Genomic DNA, 16,245 nt, shown 5'->3' with positions numbered 1-16,245 from the left:
GGGGTGACCATAGATTTTTTATAGGTGAAATATGGCATCTTTGCGTGAGTTAATCATTAAAATATCGGCCAACTCCAGTTCGTTCCAATCGGAGATCGCCCGTGCCTCACGTATGGGAGCCGATTACTTCAAAACCGTGGAGCGCGGTAATCGCCAGGCAGAAAACGCGACACGGCAAAGCCAACGCGCGCTGGCCGATCTGAATGGGCAGCTTGTCTCTGTTCGTGGTAGCGCCTTGGCTATGGGCGGCGCTCTTGCGGGGGCGTTCGCCACTGGCAACCTGGTCGCCATGGCCGATAAGTGGAACTCGCTCAATGCGCGGGTAAAACTGGCCACCACCTCAACGGAAGATTTTACTATTGCCCAGGCTGGCCTGATGAGGATCAGTCAATATACCGGCTCGACTTTTGAGGCGAATGCCAGCCTATTTTCACGCGCATCATCATCCTTGCGTGAATGGGGTTACGGAACGCAAGACATCCTGAAATTAACTGATGCCCTGTCTACCGGCCTACAGGTTTCAGGAGCATCAGCTGATGAAACCGCATCGCTGATCACCCAGCTATCACAGGCGCTAGGGCGTGGTGTCCTGCGCGGCCAAGACTTTAACTCTGTTGCCCAATCCGGTCAGCGGGTAATGAAGGCGCTGGCGGATGGTATGGGGGTAGCTCAAAAGGATTTGAAGGGGTTGGCTGACACAGGAAAGCTGACCACCGATGTGATTGTCCCGGCGCTGATCAGCCAGTTAGGGCAGTTGCGTAAAGAGTTCGACACAATGCCGAACAGCGTTAGCGCTGCGTCTACCCGCGTAATGAATGCCTTCCAACAGTGGGTTGGCGGCCAGAATAATGCAGTTGGCGTAACAGCGACAGTTTCTGCTGGTCTTGATGGTCTGGCTAAAAATATCGATACAGTTGCTTTTGCCCTTGGTGCTATGGCGTCGGTCGGTGCTGCGCGGTTCTTTGGCGGCATGGTATCCAGCATGGGGAATGCAACAACAGGCATACTCAAGGCATATCGTGCCGAAGTATCACTGGCTGCCGCACAACTTGAAGGCACCAAAGTAGCAACCGCTCGCGCTCGCGCGGCAGTTTATCGTGCACAGCAGGCGCTTGCAGCGGCCAGGGGAACAGACAGGCAGGCAGCAGCAGAAAGGCGACTTGAAGCGTCACAAGCGCGAGTGACCCGCAATATTGCAGCGAGAACGACAGCACAAACGGCGCTGAATGGTGTTACATCGGTAGGATCACGCCTGATGTCTGGCGCGCTGGGGTTGGTCGGCGGTATACCCGGCCTTGTCATGATGGGGGCTGGAGCCTGGTACTACATGTACCAGCAGCAGGAGCAGGCACGGGCGTCAGCGCAGGAATACGCTGCTCAGATAGACCAGGTAAGAGAAAAAGTTAAAACGATGTCGTTGCCCCAGACGGCAGATGAAGGTAAGAACGCACAGAAGGCGCTTGCAGAGCAAAATAGACTGATTGATGAGCAGGCTGCGAAAGTTAGAGCGCTGCAGCAGGATGTGGAAACGCTGAATCAAGCCCGAGCTAACCCAGCCTACTCCGCAAATATCAATGATGCCGACCTTGTTGACGGTATAGCAAAGGCAATTGCTGATCTTGCTGTTGAGCAAGAACGCCTCACTCAGATGCAAGGAAGAGCAGGGCAAGTACAGCAGACATTGGCAGAAATCGAACGCCAGCGCGTTAATCAGATACGTGAGCAGGCGTGGCAGCAAAATGCTGCTTATCAGTCTTTGGTGATGATGAGCACGCAGCACAAGGATTTCAATCGGCTACTCATTACGGGTAATGATTTATTGGCCACCCGTAACGGATTACTGGCAAGTAGCCCAATGCGCCTCCCTCAAGCTACGGTTACCGACTCCGAGCAACAGGCTTTGCTGCAAAAACAACAGGCGGCAGCGTTAGCCGGATTGGATGGAGTAGCCCGAGTAACAAAACAGGCTGAGTTTGATCTGCAAAGAATGGGCAAAACAGGCCCGGAAAACGCTACCTATGCCGCTCAGTATACTCAGGCAATGGTGAAGGAATATAACGAAACCCAGCGGTTGGCGGAGGCTAAAAAAGCAGGGGCCAGTGCTACCAACTTGCACAACAAAGCCGAAAATGAGGCCACCAAGACTGCAGAGCAGTACAGCAGGAAAATAGCTGATCTGAGCGTTGCCGTTGACGTTCAGAAGGTCAGGGCAGCCCAGGGGGAAAAGGCTGCCGATCTGTATGCTGCCTCTCATGAGAACGGCGCAAAGTGGACTAACGAGCAGCGGAAAGCGATCGAGGCATCAGCTGTAGAACTGGCAACATGGACGCAAAAGGCCGATGAAGCAGTCAGAAAACAGCGTGAAATGGCCGATGCGCTGAAGGAGTTAACCGATGCAGCCCGGAAATATCGGGACGATGCGGCCGCCAGCGAGAAAACTCGTGGGATGGGCCAGCGCCAGCGCGATCAGTTTGATGAACGGCAGCAGGTAGAGCGCATTTTTGATAAATCCGACAAAGGCAGCGCGGCTGTTGCTGCCAGGATTGCCGCTCTCGATGCGTTGGACATGAAGTATAAGGAGGCGAAAGCTGCCGAGGCGGATTGGATGGGCGGCGTTAGTGCCGGTCTTGCCGATTGGGTTGATGAGGCTTCCGACTATGCAGGCCAAGCAGCCGACGCAACTAAAAGCGCCATGAGCGGTATGGTCAACAACATTACCGACATGCTCAACGGCAATAAGGCGTCATGGAAAGATTGGTCTATCAGCGTTCTGGAGTCCATAGAGAAAATCCTTGTGAATGCGGCCCTTGTGAACAGCCTCAAAGCGCTGGGTAACTCAATGTCTGGCGCTGGCGGTATGTGGGGATCAATCGGCGGTTTTATTTCCAGTGCGGTGGCTAATGCCAAGGGGGGCGTCTACGACTCACCAAGTCTAAGCGCTTACAGCAACAGCGTGGTGTCCTCTCCTACATATTTTGCCTTTGCCAAGGGTGCAGGCTTAATGGGGGAGGCGGGGCCAGAAGCTATCATGCCGTTGACCCGCGCCGCCGATGGTTCGCTGGGTGTCCGTGCTGTTGGTCAGAGTGATCAGTCAGTACAAAATACCCCACAGGGCCGGGAGCAATTAGCGGCAATGGCGACGACAGCTAACGGCATTATGCAAACACTGTCCACCGTGGCCAGCTATCTCAGCGCATCTATACCAGCCAGCAGGGCAAGCGCCGGATCATCAGTCTGGGATGTTTCAGCCGCTTATGCAGCCCCTAACCGCGTTACCGATCGCTCTATGGACGTTAGGCCCACCACGGCCAGCCAACCATCCGGTTCAGGTATGGGTGGTGGTGCAACGGGGGGAAATGTTTACGTAACGATAAACGAGAACGGCTCTACATCCGTCTCTGGCGGCGGGGAGGGCGAGAGCTTTGCGCGTGAGTTAACAGCGGTCTTCCGGCGAGAATATATCAAGTTGCGCGACAAGGATCTGCGCCAGGGTGGGGCTATCAATAGCGCGATCAGAGGGGGTAGATAATGGCGCTGGAAACGTTCACTTATGCCGCCAGGGTAAACCCGACTGGCGATCACTCCTTCCGTGTTCGTGAAGTGCAATTTGGTGACGGCTATAAACAGCAGGTTGGCGATGGGTTGAATGCTGACCTCCAAAGTTGGTCATTAACATTTGTCGGCAACTGGAAGCGCACTTTCGAGATCAGGAGTTTTTTCAAACGCCACGCCGGTTATAAGGCCTTTAAATGGATGACGCCAAATTTTGAACTTGGGTTGTTCACTTGCAAAACATATCAGGTTACCGCCCTGGGCAAGAATGACCGCGGCGATCAGATGTACCAACTTGCGGCCACGTTCGAGACCGCCTTCCGACCATAATAGGTAAAACCATGTCTATCAATGCTGATCACCAGGTGCTTGAGCCTGGGAGTAAAATTCGCCTGTTCGAAGTGGATGGTAGCCAATTCAGCGGGCCTGAGTTGTATTTTCACAGCCACCCGATCCCGTTCACTTCGGCAGAGCTGGAAAAGGCGGGCGATGATCCGGCCAAGCTACCGGCGAAATCCATCTGGTTCGGAGGTCGGGAATATAAGCCGTGGCCGGTGGAGATCGAAGGGCTAGAAGTCACGAGCGACGGTACAGCGCCGAGTCCTACGCTGTCAGTCGGTAATATCGATGGCACTGTGGGCTCTATGTGCCTGGCATACCAAAATCTGGCCATGTTCAAAGTTACGATCCGCGATACCTATGCGCATTACCTGGACGCCCGGAACTTCCCCGAAGGAAACCCCGAAGCCGATCCGACACAGGAAAAGGTTGCCGTGTGGTATATCGATCGCAAGATCAGCGGCAGCAATACCGGCATCCAGTTTGCACTGTCGTCGCCCGCTGACCTGCAAGGCATCATGATCCCCACCCGGCAAATTCACAGCCTTTGTACCTGGTGTATCCGTGGCCAGTATCGCGGGGCGTCGTGCGGGTACACCGGCAGCAAGTATTTTGATGCAGACGGCAAGCCGGTTAGTGACCCGTCAAAAGATGCTTGTTCTGGCCTGCTGTCCACCGGCTGCGAACCCCGCTGGGGGAAGGGTAATCCGCTGCCGTTCGGCGGCTTCCCCGGCTCCGCATTGTTGAAGAGGTAGCAATGAGAAAGCACATTATCAGCGCCATTTTGGCGCATGCCGAAGAAAGCTATCCGGCAGAATGTTGCGGGTTGGTGGTGCAAAATGGCCGCCGCCAGCAGTATCTTCGCTGCCGAAATACCGCACCAGAGCCCGCCGAGCAATTCAGCATGCACCCGGAGGACTATGCAGCAGCGGAGGATGCTGGGGATATCGTCGCTATCGTTCACAGTCACCCGGACGCAACAACACAGCCGAGCCAGCTCGACCAGGCGCAATGTGACCTGTCACAGTTGCCGTGGATTATCGCAAGTTGGCCGGAGGGCGATATCAGAACGGTTATTCCCACCGAGGGTATTAAGCCGCTACTGGGACGCCCGTTCGTGCATGGCATCTGGGACTGTTACGCGATCGTGCGTGATTGGTACCGACTGGAATGCGGTATCGATATCCCCAACTTCGACCGTTCAGATGGCTGGTGGAATCGCGGCGAAAACCTCTACATGCAGCACTATGCAGAGGCCGGGTTTATACCGGCAACCGGTGATCTGCGGGTGGGCGACATAATCATTATGCAGGTGCGAGCCGACGAGCCGAACCATGCTGGGGTATATCTCGGTGATGGGGTGATGCTCCACCACACGTACGGGCAGTTGAGTAAGCATGTCCCGTATGATGGTTATTGGCAGGATAGGACGATCATCGCGCTTCGCTATAGTGGGTCTGCGTAGTGCTATTGCGGTCACACATGTTAAAGTGTTGCTGTTTGTTGGCATAATAAGGATTGAAATATGAATAAAACAATCATTTTCTTTGTCTCGGTATTATTGCTTGGATGTGTTGAAAGGCCGACATTAAAAGACGATTTTAATAAAGAGAGCGGTGATGTAAAAATATACAGCACTACTGATATTAAACTGGCACAATCTAAGGCAGATATGTTATGTGGGCACCATTCTTTCTATTTAAAGTTATATCACGAAAGTAATATTGAACTTGATAAAAGGTCTAATCACGGAATATATCGCTACATTCCTTTCCAGTGTGATGTATATGCTGCTGCCAGAGCCGGGAATCAAGAGGCAGAACAACAAACCGAGGAAAGTCTTGCTAACGCACGTAAGCAATTGAGTGAGGCAAAGCAGCATCAATATGAAGCTCACAAAGCGTATGCTAAAAAGTATGGCGGTGACTCGTATAGCGTGGTGAATCCTGATGGAAGTATCGAGGCGCATAGCTTCGATAGCAAAGGGCGTGCTTGCCATAGTGATGCTGACCAATATGGTTCACAGATATATTGTGATTAAATAGAAGTATATTAAATGATTGTACAACGCCCTCTTCGGAGGGTTTTTTATTGGAGTGAGCATGAATACAACATCACACGAATATCGAATGGTTAGACTCTATGGCGTTCTTGGTTCAACATTTGGCCGAGTTCACGAACTGGTTGTGTCCACGCCGCAAGAAGCAATCAAGGCGTTATCTATAACTATTCCCGGCTTTGAGAGATTCTTACAGACCGCAAAAGAAAGGGGACTGACATTCTCTATTTTTGTTGGGAAGAACAATATCGGTAAAGATGAGCTGGAGTTTTCTGGTAGTGATGATATCAGGATCGCCCCGGTCATTATCGGTAGTAAAAAGGCGGGGGTGTTTCAGACCATCCTTGGCGCGGTGCTGGTCGTCATTGGTGCTATTGGCATGTCTCCGTGGGGGCAGGCATTTGGCGGCGGCGCTTGGGGTTCTGCTGCGTTGCAGATGGGTGCCGCTATGATGATCGGCGGTGTAATACAAATGCTATCCCCCATGCAAGGCGGCTTGGCTCGACGTGAAAGCCCAGACAACAAGCCGAGCTATGCCTTTGGTGGGCCGGTGAATACCATTGCTCAGGGCAATCCGGTACCTATTCTCTACGGCAAGCGCCGGATCGGTGGTGCCATCATCTCTGCGGGGATCTTCGCAGAAGACCAGCAATAAACAACCTGCACTCCTCAATGGCCAGCCTAGAGCTGGTTTTTTTACGCCTGGAGAAAATCAATGTCTATGATAGAAGGCCGCAAGGGTGGCGGCGGTGATGCGCACACGCCAGTAGAATCTCCTGACTCCCTGCAATCCACCTCTTATGCGAAAGTCTTACTGGCGCTTGCCGAAGGTGAATTGGCTGGTGGTTTGGACGGAAAGAATATTTTTCTCGACGGAACCCCGATCATCGGCCCAGATGGTTCGGAAAACTTTCCCGGCGTGAAGTGGGAATTTCGCTCTGGCACTCCGGATCAGGACTATATCCCCGGCATGCCTGATGTTGAGAACGAGATAACCGTTGCTACAGAACTGACTAGCGCTAACCCGTGGGTGCGTTCTTTGACGAATACCCAACTTTCTGCATTTCGTGTGCGCTTCTCGTGGCAGCAACTGCAAGAACAGTGGGATAACGGCGACGTGGTGGGCTATCGTATTGAGTACGCGATCGACGTGGCGACCGATGGCGGTGCCTATCGTGAAATGCTGAAAACGGCTGTTGATGGCAAGACTACGACGAAATACGAGCGCAGCCACCGTATTGATTTACCCAAGGCCAGCACTAGCTGGCAGGTTAGGGTACGTCGGATCACGCCAAACAGCACCAGCAACCGCATAGCCGATAAAATGGTTACTGAGTCGATTACCGAGCTGATCGACGTGAAACTGCGGTACCCGGAAACCGCGCTGTTGTTTGTCCAGTTCGATGCCAAGCAGTTCCAGAACATCCCGCAAGTGTCGTGTGAGCCGAAAGGCAGCGTGATCCGCATCCCCACGACCTACGACCCGATCAAGCGCACCTATACCGGTACGTGGAACGGCAGCTTTAAATGGGCTTGGACGAATAACCCCGCCTGGGTGTTTTACGATTTGCTGATCAACGACCGCTACAGCATCGGCAGCCGCGTGAAAGCCGAGAACCTGGCGCTCACAAAGTGGGATTTGTATGCCATCGCGCAATATTGCGATCAACTGGTACCCGATGGGCGCGGCGGCAGCGGTACAGAGCCGCGTTTCCTGTGTGACGCCTACATCCAGTCCCAAGAGGAAGCCTGGACTGTACTGCGTGACTTCGCAAACATTTTTCGCGGCATGACCTACTGGGCGAACAACAGCATGAATGCGCTGGCTGATATGCCCCGCGATGTGGATTACATCTACACGCGCGCCAACGTCAAGGACGGGCTATTTACCGACAGCAGCGCCAGTGAGAAGACGCACTACAGCACGGCGATGGTGAGCTGGAGCGACCCGGAAAACGGCTACCAGGACTCTGTAGAACCGGTATTTGATAACAATCTGATTCGCCGTTACAACGTCAAGCAGGCCGATCTAACTGCTATCGGCTGTACCCGGCAAACCGAAGCAATCCGGCGCGGTAAGTGGCTGCTGCTGACAAATGACAAAGACCGGGTGATCTCCTTCACGGTTGGGATGGACGGGAATATCCCGCTACCGGGGTGGATTATCGGCGTTGCTGATGAGGCAATGGCTGGCCGCCCGCTCGGTGGCCGTATCAGCTCTGTTTCTGGCCGTAACATCACCCTAGACCGTGTGTCGTCGGCAAAAGTTGGTGAGCGCCTGATTGTGAACCTGCCAAGCGGCAAATCACAAGCCCGGACAATCAGCGCCGTGAGCGGCAAGGTGGTAACGGTTTCGACCAACTACAGCGAAGTGCCAGCGGCAGAATGTGCGTGGGCTGTCGATGCGACTGATCTGGCTATTCAACAATTCCGCGTTACCGGCATCACTGAAAATGAGGACGGTGTTTCGTTCGATATAACGGCTATCGAGCATGACCCGGATAAGTACGCCCGTATCGATACCGGTGCGCGTATCGAAAACCGCCCGATCACTGTAATCCCACCAGGCGTTCAGGCTCCACCGGCCAACGTCAGGATCAGGGAGAACTCTGCAACCATCCAGGGGTTGGCGGTGGCTACGCTCTACGTGACGTGGGACAAAGCCGAAAGCGCTATTGCGTACGAAACGGAGTGGCGCAGAGATAACGGCAACTGGATACCCGGCCCGCGCGTGTCAACGCTGGGCTTTGAAGTGCAGGGAATTTACGCCGGCCGCTATCAAGCCCGCGTTCGTGCAATAAACCCGGCTGAGATTTCCAGTGTGTGGGCCAACGCCCCGGAAATGACGCTTAAGGGCAAGATAGGAGAGCCGCCAGCGCTGGCCAGCTTTACCACTGCTGGCCAGGTCTTTGGCATTGTGCTGAATTGGGCGTTCCCACCTGGGGCTGAGGACACCCAAAGGACGGAGATCTGGTATAGCCGCAGCTCGAACGGTAGCGGCAAAATGCACCTGGGCGATTATGCCTACCCGCAGCGCAGCCACACAATGACCGGGTTGGCTGCCGGCGTGAATTTCTGGTTCCAGGCTCGCTTAGTTGACCGACTCGGCAACGCAGGGCCGTGGACTGCATGGACGCAAGGCACATCAAGCAGCGACGCTAGTGACGTTCTGGACTACCTCACAGGCCAAATCACCCAAACGCAGCTCGGCAAGGACTTGCTGGGGCCGGTTGAGGATGCCAGCAAACTGCAAGATATGTGGTCTGTCAAAGTGGGTAAAACGCAAGATGGCAAGCTATACACTGCGGGGATTGGTGTTGGTGTCGAAAATACGCCCGAGGGAATGCAAAGCCAGGTGCTTATAGTTGCGGATCGGTTCGCCATTTTGAATACGGCTAGTGGTACCGGCTCTGCGGTATCGAGTCCGTTCGCGGTCGAAGGTGGCCAGGTATTCATGAACTCGGCATTCATCAAAAACGCATCAATAGATAGCGCTAAAATAGCCCAGCATATCCAGTCAGATAACTGGGATAGCGGTAAAACTGGGTGGGCCATTAATAAAAATGGTTATGCTGAGTTTCAGCAGGTTAACGTACGCGGGAATGTATATGCTGATAGCGGATACTTTGCTGGTGAACTTCGTGCATATAATGGTTACTTCGGCGGTGAGCTGCGCGGTGCGGATGGATACTTTACCGGCACAGTTTACGCTGAAAAAATCCTAGGGGATGTGGTTTCCGCTAGTGTGTGGAAAGGCTTTAGCCTTGTTGGTGTGAATGCCTATACAAACCGCTACTTTAGCGGTGGCTTACCTTATGAGTCCATTGTTGTTGTCCCATACGCAAATATTATACCCGCGTCGGTTAGTGGCGGCGGTAGTGGGAAAGTCTTTATATCTGTAAATGGTGTGACGTATTGGGAAGACTCTGCTAATACAAGGGGCATTTTTTCTGGCGCATTAGTTATTAATGTGCCCGCTTACGGGTCGCTGGACGTGCAATTTGGAATAACTGGCGCTCCGAGTGGGCAAAATTGGAATAGTGGCGATATGGCCGTAATGGCATTCCGCAAGGGGCAAAACCGTTTCTCTTAGTAGTTATGGAAAACTAACAATCACTATCACCCGCCATTGAGCGGGCTTTTTATTGGAGAGTAAAAAATATGGCAGTAATCAGCGGTGTATTAAAAGGCCCAATGGGTGACGCGCGCGTGGGTGTGGTAATCGAGCTACATGCTGTCCGAACTTCTGCAACAGTTGTTATCCAGGCACGTTCTCAATCTGTCACTGACGCCACAGGGCGCTATACGCTGAGCGTCGAACCTGGTCAGTATGATGTAATGATTACTGCCGCAGGTCGCCAGCCGGAGCGCGTGGGCGGTATTCAGGTAATGCTAAACTCTGCAACGGGGACGTTAAACGACTTTTTGACCATTCCCGGTGAAACTGACCTTAACCCGGAGATCGTAGCGACTGTAGACCGCATGCGCGCAGATGCGGCTGCATCAGCAGCAGCGGCAAAGGCGAGTGAAACCAACGCGACAGCAGTAACGGGCGTCTTAAACAGCTCCCCTGGTGGCGCAACCGCAGAAATCGTCTGGCGCAGAATTGGTAAAATCACAAATTTTGGGCAGGGCGGGAAAACGCTGGTTATAACCATTGGCGGTACAGCTCAGTATAATGGGCGCACAAGCACAAACGGCTTGACTCAAATAGTTATTAGATCGGGTAGTGGTGGGGTTACCACAATTAATACATCCGGCAGGGCATCTATAAGTGCCTACGTAACAAATGGAGCGGGGACAGCAAACAGTTCACAATTGATAAACGATCTTGGGCTAATTGAGGTGTCTGCAAATACTTATGAGGTTTACCTTCGATACAATCCATTTATTGGAGATATATCTGCCTCGATAGATGGTGTATCCATGTCAGACTTAATCAATAACTGGAAGTGGGAAAGAACAATAGTTGATAGTCCAACAATTGTATTAGACCGTGAAATTATCAAAGTATGGACTGAGGGAAACCTGCCAACCCCTTTAAAACCCGGTGATTATGGTTTAGGTTCAGCCACACCAGTGACTTACACTGACGCTAATACTCTCGGGATAAATCAGTTCATAAGGTTGGCACCAGGAACACCGAACATGCCGACTCCAACAACGGCGGCTTGGGCTGGGATTTCCTGGGGTTATGATGGTGGTTCTAGAGCGCAGTTATTGAGCCAGCAGGGGCAAAATCTCAATAATCTAGTTTTCCGAGTTAGTGCGCCAGGTGCTGTCTGGTCAAACTGGGCTACGCTATGGCATAGCACAAACACCACTGTAGACGCCAACGGTTTTGTTAAGAAAGCCTCCCCGATCGTTAAGCTGTTCGGTACCGGCGAGAGTGAGCTCAACGATCAGAGCCAGGGCGTGACCACCGAGCGGGTTTCCGAAGGGGTTTATCGAATCTCTGGCACCCTGGGGTTTAATGCTGATGCTGAGTGGGGCGGGGTAGATGGCGGTATCGAAATCCCGACTGACCGCAACAAGTTGCCGCTGGTCTGGGTAGACTATGAAGTTGATGAAACCGGTGATCTGTTGATTAAGACGTTCCACCGGGTTAACTCTACCGCACCGAAGTTCGCGCAGAACGTCAAGACAGGCTACAAAGAAGGCCAGCCGATAGATATCCCAGTGGGCCGGTGGATTGATCTGCGTGTTGAGATGCCAGGTAGCGATGAGCCAGAGTACGTCCCCGAGCCGGAAACGGAAGAGGACGTTATCTTGGAACCAGGGCAGCCGGATGTAACAGAGCCGGAAAGCGGTGAAGAATCGGCACCAGGTGAAACTGAACCGACAGAAGAACCTCGCGAGTAGTAACAAGGCCGGGAGAAATCCCGGCCTAGATGAAGCCTAAAGGTAAACACTAAGAAGTTAAAGCATGCTATATATTATATGGTAATTTAGGTCGTGATTTTTGGAGAGGAATTTTCTGCCGGAAAAAATCAGAAATTTCAGCTTAATTAAGATTACGAAACTTCTAGTTTAAAGGCAATTCCACACCGCTTATTGTTGTATTTTTCAAAATATCATCAGCGAAAAATTTGAAGTGTGTCCGTAATAAAGATGCAAAATACCAAGTATTTTCTTCTAAAAATGATTCATTTAAAGAAACCGTTCTTGGATAAGTATAAAGCATATGCATGGTAATTTTTAGTGAGAAATCAATTTTTTTAAAATTATCTCTACCCCCTACAACCGAAGGCTTCGCTGTAACTTTTATCGTAGACTTTGACTCATCATCAGACAGTATTCCGCCACCTTCAAACACCAATTGACCATACTCAATTTTTAACATTCCGTCACCAGAACCAAGAGATTTCTGGGCGAAGTTTATGTCAACCACTGATGCTTCAATTAATGTAAGTTCACTTAGCAGCATTTTGTATATTCCATTTTTTGAGTGCTGAGTTTTATTTTTATTGTGTACGCAGATTTTGTTGATATGTTATTTGATGTGGTTATATATTGCTGGCGCTCAGGTATTAGATGATGAGAAACATCTCGACCATCCTTGATTATCGCGACTTTTGCTTCCGCGCCGAGAGCGAATGAAATATCAGCTAAAGTTTTTAGCGTCATATTTCTGGTGCCATCAAGAAGTTTGGATACGTATGGTCTCGACTTCCCTATTTTTTTTGCGAGTACAGACTGAGTAACGCCACTGTCCTGCATGGCTAAAAGAATATCTTCAGTAGTGTTGAACAGCAAGCGCTCGCAAGCCATCTCTCTCTCGCTCACAATGGGAAACTCAAAGTCTTCCACCTGTATCTTAGCTCTCATCTAACAACTCCTCGATTCGATTCCAGTTATTGCATACTTTCTTGGTATCTGAATCATGCAATTGATCAAAATCCTTGTAAATATAATGACTTATAAAGTAAGTCATTTCTTTCCTCTCGGACTCCCAGTAATACCCTCTAATAGGTATCTTCTTGATAGCCCAAAAATTTTTAGGGGGTCTACTTTTGAAAGAAGGTAAAAGCCCTTCCTTCCTTACACTAAGCTCCGCAGATCTCTTCCCTGAAGTTAGTCTTTCGATCTGTAGTTTTAGGCTAATGATCATTGATTTCTGTTTCTTCGCCGGTGAGATGCTTTTGAGCGATTCAGTTAGAGACTTTATGGCACCTTCACAATGAACTAAAGTGAAGCACTCCCCACGAAAAATTTTCTCAATCATCTACTAGTCCATAGTTAATATATATATTAACTCACAAACTCCAAGTGAGCCAACCAAAAAATGTAACTGCTTTTGATGCAATCTACTATGCATCTTGATACTGAATCTTCTGTGTACCTAACCGTTTTGATTACAGTATCATAGAACAGATCTTTTGGTTCTCAAATGCTGGTATTTTAATCAGTATTTCTAATCATTGAGGGCATACTCTCACTTGTCCGAATTATTAGGCGTGTAATCATCATTGTTGAAACCAATCTTCGGCACTTTCCCACGTCTCCTGTAGTATTTCCTCGATCGCCGCTTTATCGTCATCGGTACCACCTCGCACCGATAGCCCACCCGTTCCCGCCAGCCTAACCGTAGCTTCTACATCTGGAAACTTACGTTGTAATCGCTTGTTCAGTTCAACGGCCAGTGCTGAGGCGGCCCCCTCCGGCAGTTTCTTTTTCTTATCGATGATCACTTCAACATGCAGCATGATTTTATCCTCAATCTAAGATTTTGAATTCGTTATGCTCAATGCCTGCCTCGATGTAATCGACGCGTTTTTGTAGCTCACTGATAAGGGCTTTGGCGACATCCAGGCGGATCATTACCTGCTGATCAGGGTAATCGGTGGCCTTAGCTAGGCAGACGGAAGCCATAGTGTCTGCGAAGGAAGAGTGGAGCAATACAAATTGGCCATAGGCGCTGTGGTCAGTTTGGAATTCAGTTAACACCCGCATACCTTGGAGTTCGTCTTGAGGTTTCATTGATAGGATGCCTTATAGGTTTTACTGTGCATGCATACAGTATAATCCAAAGAAAAAACGTTCTGCAAAACTATTTTTAATGTGTTGTTTTTTCAGTAATTTTAATTTATAAGATTTCGATGATGCTGACTGATTATTGTGGCGATAACTAACGCATAAACAATTAGTTATCTCCAGCGGATTGGTATAATATTAGAGAATAAGTTTTAAGCACAATAACAAGGGCGCCAAAGCGCCCTAGAGACCACTGACAAACCTCGTGAAGCTGGCTACGTAGGGGCGCTGCATGCTGCGCCCGGTCATTAGTGGCGCACAAATTGCGAACGATAACGGTCCACCCACATCGCCGTGGCACCGCACACCGCGACCGGCAGGATCACCAGATTGAGGATCGGGATCATGGTGAACAGGCTGACCAATGCACCAAACTGCAGGTTATCGGTTTTGTGCTGGCGCAATGCCAGGCGCATATCGGCAAAGCTGACCTTGTGATTATCAAACGGATAATCGCAGTATTGAATAGCCAGCATCCAGGCGCTGAACAGGAACCACAGCACCGGTGCCAGCGTTTGGCCGATGCCTGGTATGAAATAGAGCAACAACAGGCCCAGCGCGCGCGGCAGGTAATACATGAGCTTGCGCCATTCACGGGACATGATGCGCGGCAGATCTTTGACCACACCCAGCATGCCGGTATCCGGCAGCGGTTTACCGGTCAGGCTGCCTTCGAGCTGTTCCGCCAGCAGCCCACAAAACGGCGCGGCGATCAGGTTGGTGATGGTGCTAAACAGGTAGCTGAATACCAACAATACGGAAATGACCGCGATCGGCCAGAGCAGATAACTCAGCCACTGGAGCCAGCTTGGCACGTGGCTCATCATGCTGGGGATCCAGTCACCCAGTTGGCTGAACAGCCACCAGAAGGCAGACCCCATCAGCAGCACGTTAACCAGCAAGGGCAAAACGACATAGCGTTTAATTCCCGGGCGCGAAATCAGGCGCCAGCCTTGGGCAAAATAATGGAAGCCGTTGGTGGAGCCGACAGGGGGAGGTACATAGGACATATCTTGGGATTTTCTCTTTGGCTGAACAGGCAACTCCATCATATAGGGTTGATTTTCCACTGGCTAGAGTCACATTGGCTGAAAAAACAGCAAAAAAATGCCGAATAATCATCTTTATTGGCATAAAGTTCAGCACGGACTTGCACTTGTGCCTGCGGGCAAATAGAGTTAAAGAGTGAATGTTTGCCGCGGTGGCAATGTCTTGGAACAACAGAGATAGCAATGATGCAGGATTTGCGTCTGATATTAATCGTTGTTGGCGCGATCGCCATAATAGCGTTGTTATTACATGGTCTGTGGACCAGCCGTAAGGAACGCTCGTCCCTTTTTCGCGATCGCCCAGCCAAACGCTCGAAAAACGAGCGTGAACCAACTCCCGTTGATGAACCAGCCGAAGGTGTGGGGGAGGTGCGTATTCGTGCCACTCGTTCCGAGCCTGAGGATGAGCCCTCAATGGGTCATATCGATGTCGCACGCGAAGAGCCGGTGATTGCACCAAGGCCCGCTCCTGCAGCACAGCCAGCGCCTCGGCCAGCTCAGCCTGCGCCGCTTTCCCAGCGGCCGGACTACGACGACATCCTGTTGGACAACTATGCCCAGGACGAAGACGAAGAGCCGCAGCAGCCTGTTGTGCGTCGTGAACCGCGCGTTGACGATATGCCTGCGGCCCATACGCCTGAGCCAGCCTTCCACCACGCAGAACCCGTGCGTGAGCCGCAGCCTGCTCCGGCTCCTGAACCGCTTAAACCGGCAAAATTGCAGGAAACCGTATTGGTGCTGCACGTTGCTGCTCATCAAGGCGGCGTGATCGGCGGTGAAGTGTTGCTGCAAAGTGTGCTGCAGGCAGGCTTCCAATTTGGTGAAATGGGGATCTTCCATCGCCATATCAGCCCGGCAGGCAGTGGCCCTGTGTTGTTCAGCCTGGCCAATATGGTCAAGCCTGGGTCATTCGATCCGGAAATGATGTCTGATTTCTCTACGCCGGGCGTATCGATGTTTATGATGGTGCCGTCTTATGGCGATGCCAATCAGAACTTCAAGCTGATGCTGCAATCGGCGCAACGCATTGCCGACGACGTGGGTGGCGTGGTGCTGGACGACGAGCGCCGCATGATGACCCCGCAAAAGCTGGAAACCTATAAAGCACGCATCCGCGAAGTGTTGGAAAACAACGCCTGACCGGTTGCCAGTGCGCTGCATAATCCGTAATCCAGAACCCCCGCCAGCCGGGGGTTTTTTATCTTTGATGGT

Annotated in this window: 14 protein-coding genes; 9 read left to right on the top strand and 5 right to left on the bottom strand. The window is 51.4% G+C overall.

All coding sequences use genetic code 11. The features are described 5' to 3' along the window. Positions 1-112 precede the first annotated feature (112 nt). The 8 genes from U869_RS0117145 (at position 113) to U869_RS31505 (ending at position 11,812) form a co-directional block, all read left to right on the top strand. Positions 113-3,529: a phage tail tape measure protein gene (locus U869_RS0117145; RefSeq protein WP_232785370.1), complete on the top strand. Its 3,417-nt coding sequence runs from the start codon at positions 113-115 to the stop codon at positions 3,527-3,529. Further along, positions 3,529-3,882, top strand: coding sequence for a phage tail protein (locus tag U869_RS0117140; RefSeq protein ID WP_025122144.1), 354 nt, complete (start codon positions 3,529-3,531; stop codon positions 3,880-3,882). The genes U869_RS0117145 and U869_RS0117140 overlap by 1 nt, the downstream gene beginning before the upstream one ends. Before the next feature lie 11 nt (positions 3,883-3,893). Further along, a complete protein-coding gene (locus tag U869_RS0117135) occupies positions 3,894-4,646 on the top strand; it encodes a phage minor tail protein L (RefSeq protein ID WP_025122145.1) in 753 nt (250 codons plus the stop codon). A 2-nt stretch (positions 4,647-4,648) separates the two neighbouring features. Further along, the gene (locus U869_RS0117130; protein ID WP_025122146.1) at positions 4,649-5,356 is read left to right on the top strand and encodes a C40 family peptidase; all 708 of its coding nucleotides are present in this window, start codon (positions 4,649-4,651) and stop codon (positions 5,354-5,356) included. Between the two features lie 60 nt (positions 5,357-5,416). Continuing rightward, positions 5,417-5,932 (top strand): hypothetical protein, encoded by a 516-nt coding sequence (locus U869_RS0117125; protein WP_025122147.1) that lies wholly within the window; start codon positions 5,417-5,419, stop codon positions 5,930-5,932. 61 nt (positions 5,933-5,993) lie between these two features. Then, on the top strand, positions 5,994-6,605 hold the full coding sequence (locus U869_RS0117120; RefSeq protein ID WP_025122148.1) for a tail assembly protein: 612 nt from the start codon (positions 5,994-5,996) through the stop codon (positions 6,603-6,605). Between the two features lie 60 nt (positions 6,606-6,665). Next, positions 6,666-10,043, top strand: coding sequence for a DUF1983 domain-containing protein (locus U869_RS0117115; RefSeq protein ID WP_025122149.1), 3,378 nt, complete (start codon positions 6,666-6,668; stop codon positions 10,041-10,043). A gap of 68 nt (positions 10,044-10,111) precedes the next feature. Then, positions 10,112-11,812, top strand: a complete 1,701-nt coding sequence (locus U869_RS31505; protein ID WP_025122150.1) for a prophage tail fiber N-terminal domain-containing protein — start codon at positions 10,112-10,114, stop codon at positions 11,810-11,812. 163 nt (positions 11,813-11,975) lie between these two features. On the opposite strand, the gene U869_RS0117105 is transcribed toward U869_RS31505, so the two are convergent. The 5 genes from U869_RS0117105 to cysZ form a co-directional block, all read right to left on the bottom strand. Continuing rightward, entirely contained in the window at positions 11,976-12,377 is a 402-nt protein-coding gene (locus tag U869_RS0117105; RefSeq protein WP_025122151.1) for a hypothetical protein, read from the bottom strand. Beyond that, complete coding sequence (locus U869_RS0117100) at positions 12,368-12,778, bottom strand: helix-turn-helix domain-containing protein (RefSeq protein ID WP_025122152.1); 411 nt, start codon at positions 12,776-12,778, stop codon at positions 12,368-12,370. Before U869_RS0117100 ends, U869_RS0117105 begins: the two co-directional genes overlap by 10 nt. 638 nt (positions 12,779-13,416) lie before the next feature. Beyond that, positions 13,417-13,656 carry a DinI-like family protein gene (locus U869_RS0117090; protein ID WP_025122154.1) on the bottom strand — a complete coding sequence of 80 codons (240 nt, stop codon included), beginning with the start codon at positions 13,654-13,656 and terminating at the stop codon, positions 13,417-13,419. A 10-nt stretch (positions 13,657-13,666) separates the two neighbouring features. Beyond that, positions 13,667-13,930 (bottom strand): hypothetical protein, encoded by a 264-nt coding sequence (locus tag U869_RS0117085; RefSeq protein ID WP_025122155.1) that lies wholly within the window; start codon positions 13,928-13,930, stop codon positions 13,667-13,669. Between the two features lie 302 nt (positions 13,931-14,232). Beyond that, positions 14,233-14,994 (bottom strand): sulfate transporter CysZ, encoded by a 762-nt coding sequence (cysZ, locus tag U869_RS0117080; RefSeq protein ID WP_025122156.1) that lies wholly within the window; start codon positions 14,992-14,994, stop codon positions 14,233-14,235. Positions 14,995-15,216: 222 nt separating this feature from the next. Between cysZ and zipA the strand changes: the two genes are divergently transcribed. Continuing rightward, positions 15,217-16,173, top strand: a complete 957-nt coding sequence (gene zipA / locus U869_RS0117075) for a cell division protein ZipA (RefSeq protein ID WP_025122157.1) — start codon at positions 15,217-15,219, stop codon at positions 16,171-16,173. Positions 16,174-16,245 lie beyond the last annotated feature (72 nt).

This window comes from Serratia sp. H1w, from assembly GCF_000633355.1.
Classification (GTDB): domain Bacteria; phylum Pseudomonadota; class Gammaproteobacteria; order Enterobacterales; family Enterobacteriaceae; genus Chania.
This window is presented reverse-complemented; position numbering and strand designations above follow the sequence as displayed.

Bases quoted from the DNA above. Each gene is read 5' to 3' on its own strand.
- U869_RS0117145 (WP_232785370.1), top strand. From the start codon at position 113: ATGGGAGCCGATTACTTCAAAACCGTGGAGCGCGGTAATCGCCAGGCA.
- U869_RS0117140 (WP_025122144.1), top strand. From the start codon at position 3,529: ATGGCGCTGGAAACGTTCACTTATGCCGCCAGGGTAAACCCGACTGGC.
- U869_RS0117135 (WP_025122145.1), top strand. From the start codon at position 3,894: ATGTCTATCAATGCTGATCACCAGGTGCTTGAGCCTGGGAGTAAAATT.
- U869_RS0117130 (WP_025122146.1), top strand. From the start codon at position 4,649: ATGAGAAAGCACATTATCAGCGCCATTTTGGCGCATGCCGAAGAAAGC.
- U869_RS0117125 (WP_025122147.1), top strand. From the start codon at position 5,417: ATGAATAAAACAATCATTTTCTTTGTCTCGGTATTATTGCTTGGATGT.
- U869_RS0117120 (WP_025122148.1), top strand. From the start codon at position 5,994: ATGAATACAACATCACACGAATATCGAATGGTTAGACTCTATGGCGTT.
- U869_RS0117115 (WP_025122149.1), top strand. From the start codon at position 6,666: ATGTCTATGATAGAAGGCCGCAAGGGTGGCGGCGGTGATGCGCACACG.
- U869_RS31505 (WP_025122150.1), top strand. From the start codon at position 10,112: ATGGCAGTAATCAGCGGTGTATTAAAAGGCCCAATGGGTGACGCGCGC.
- U869_RS0117105 (WP_025122151.1), bottom strand. From the start codon at position 12,377: ATGCTGCTAAGTGAACTTACATTAATTGAAGCATCAGTGGTTGACATA.
- U869_RS0117100 (WP_025122152.1), bottom strand. From the start codon at position 12,778: ATGAGAGCTAAGATACAGGTGGAAGACTTTGAGTTTCCCATTGTGAGC.
- U869_RS0117090 (WP_025122154.1), bottom strand. From the start codon at position 13,656: ATGCTGCATGTTGAAGTGATCATCGATAAGAAAAAGAAACTGCCGGAG.
- U869_RS0117085 (WP_025122155.1), bottom strand. From the start codon at position 13,930: ATGAAACCTCAAGACGAACTCCAAGGTATGCGGGTGTTAACTGAATTC.
- cysZ (WP_025122156.1), bottom strand. From the start codon at position 14,994: ATGTCCTATGTACCTCCCCCTGTCGGCTCCACCAACGGCTTCCATTAT.
- zipA (WP_025122157.1), top strand. From the start codon at position 15,217: ATGATGCAGGATTTGCGTCTGATATTAATCGTTGTTGGCGCGATCGCC.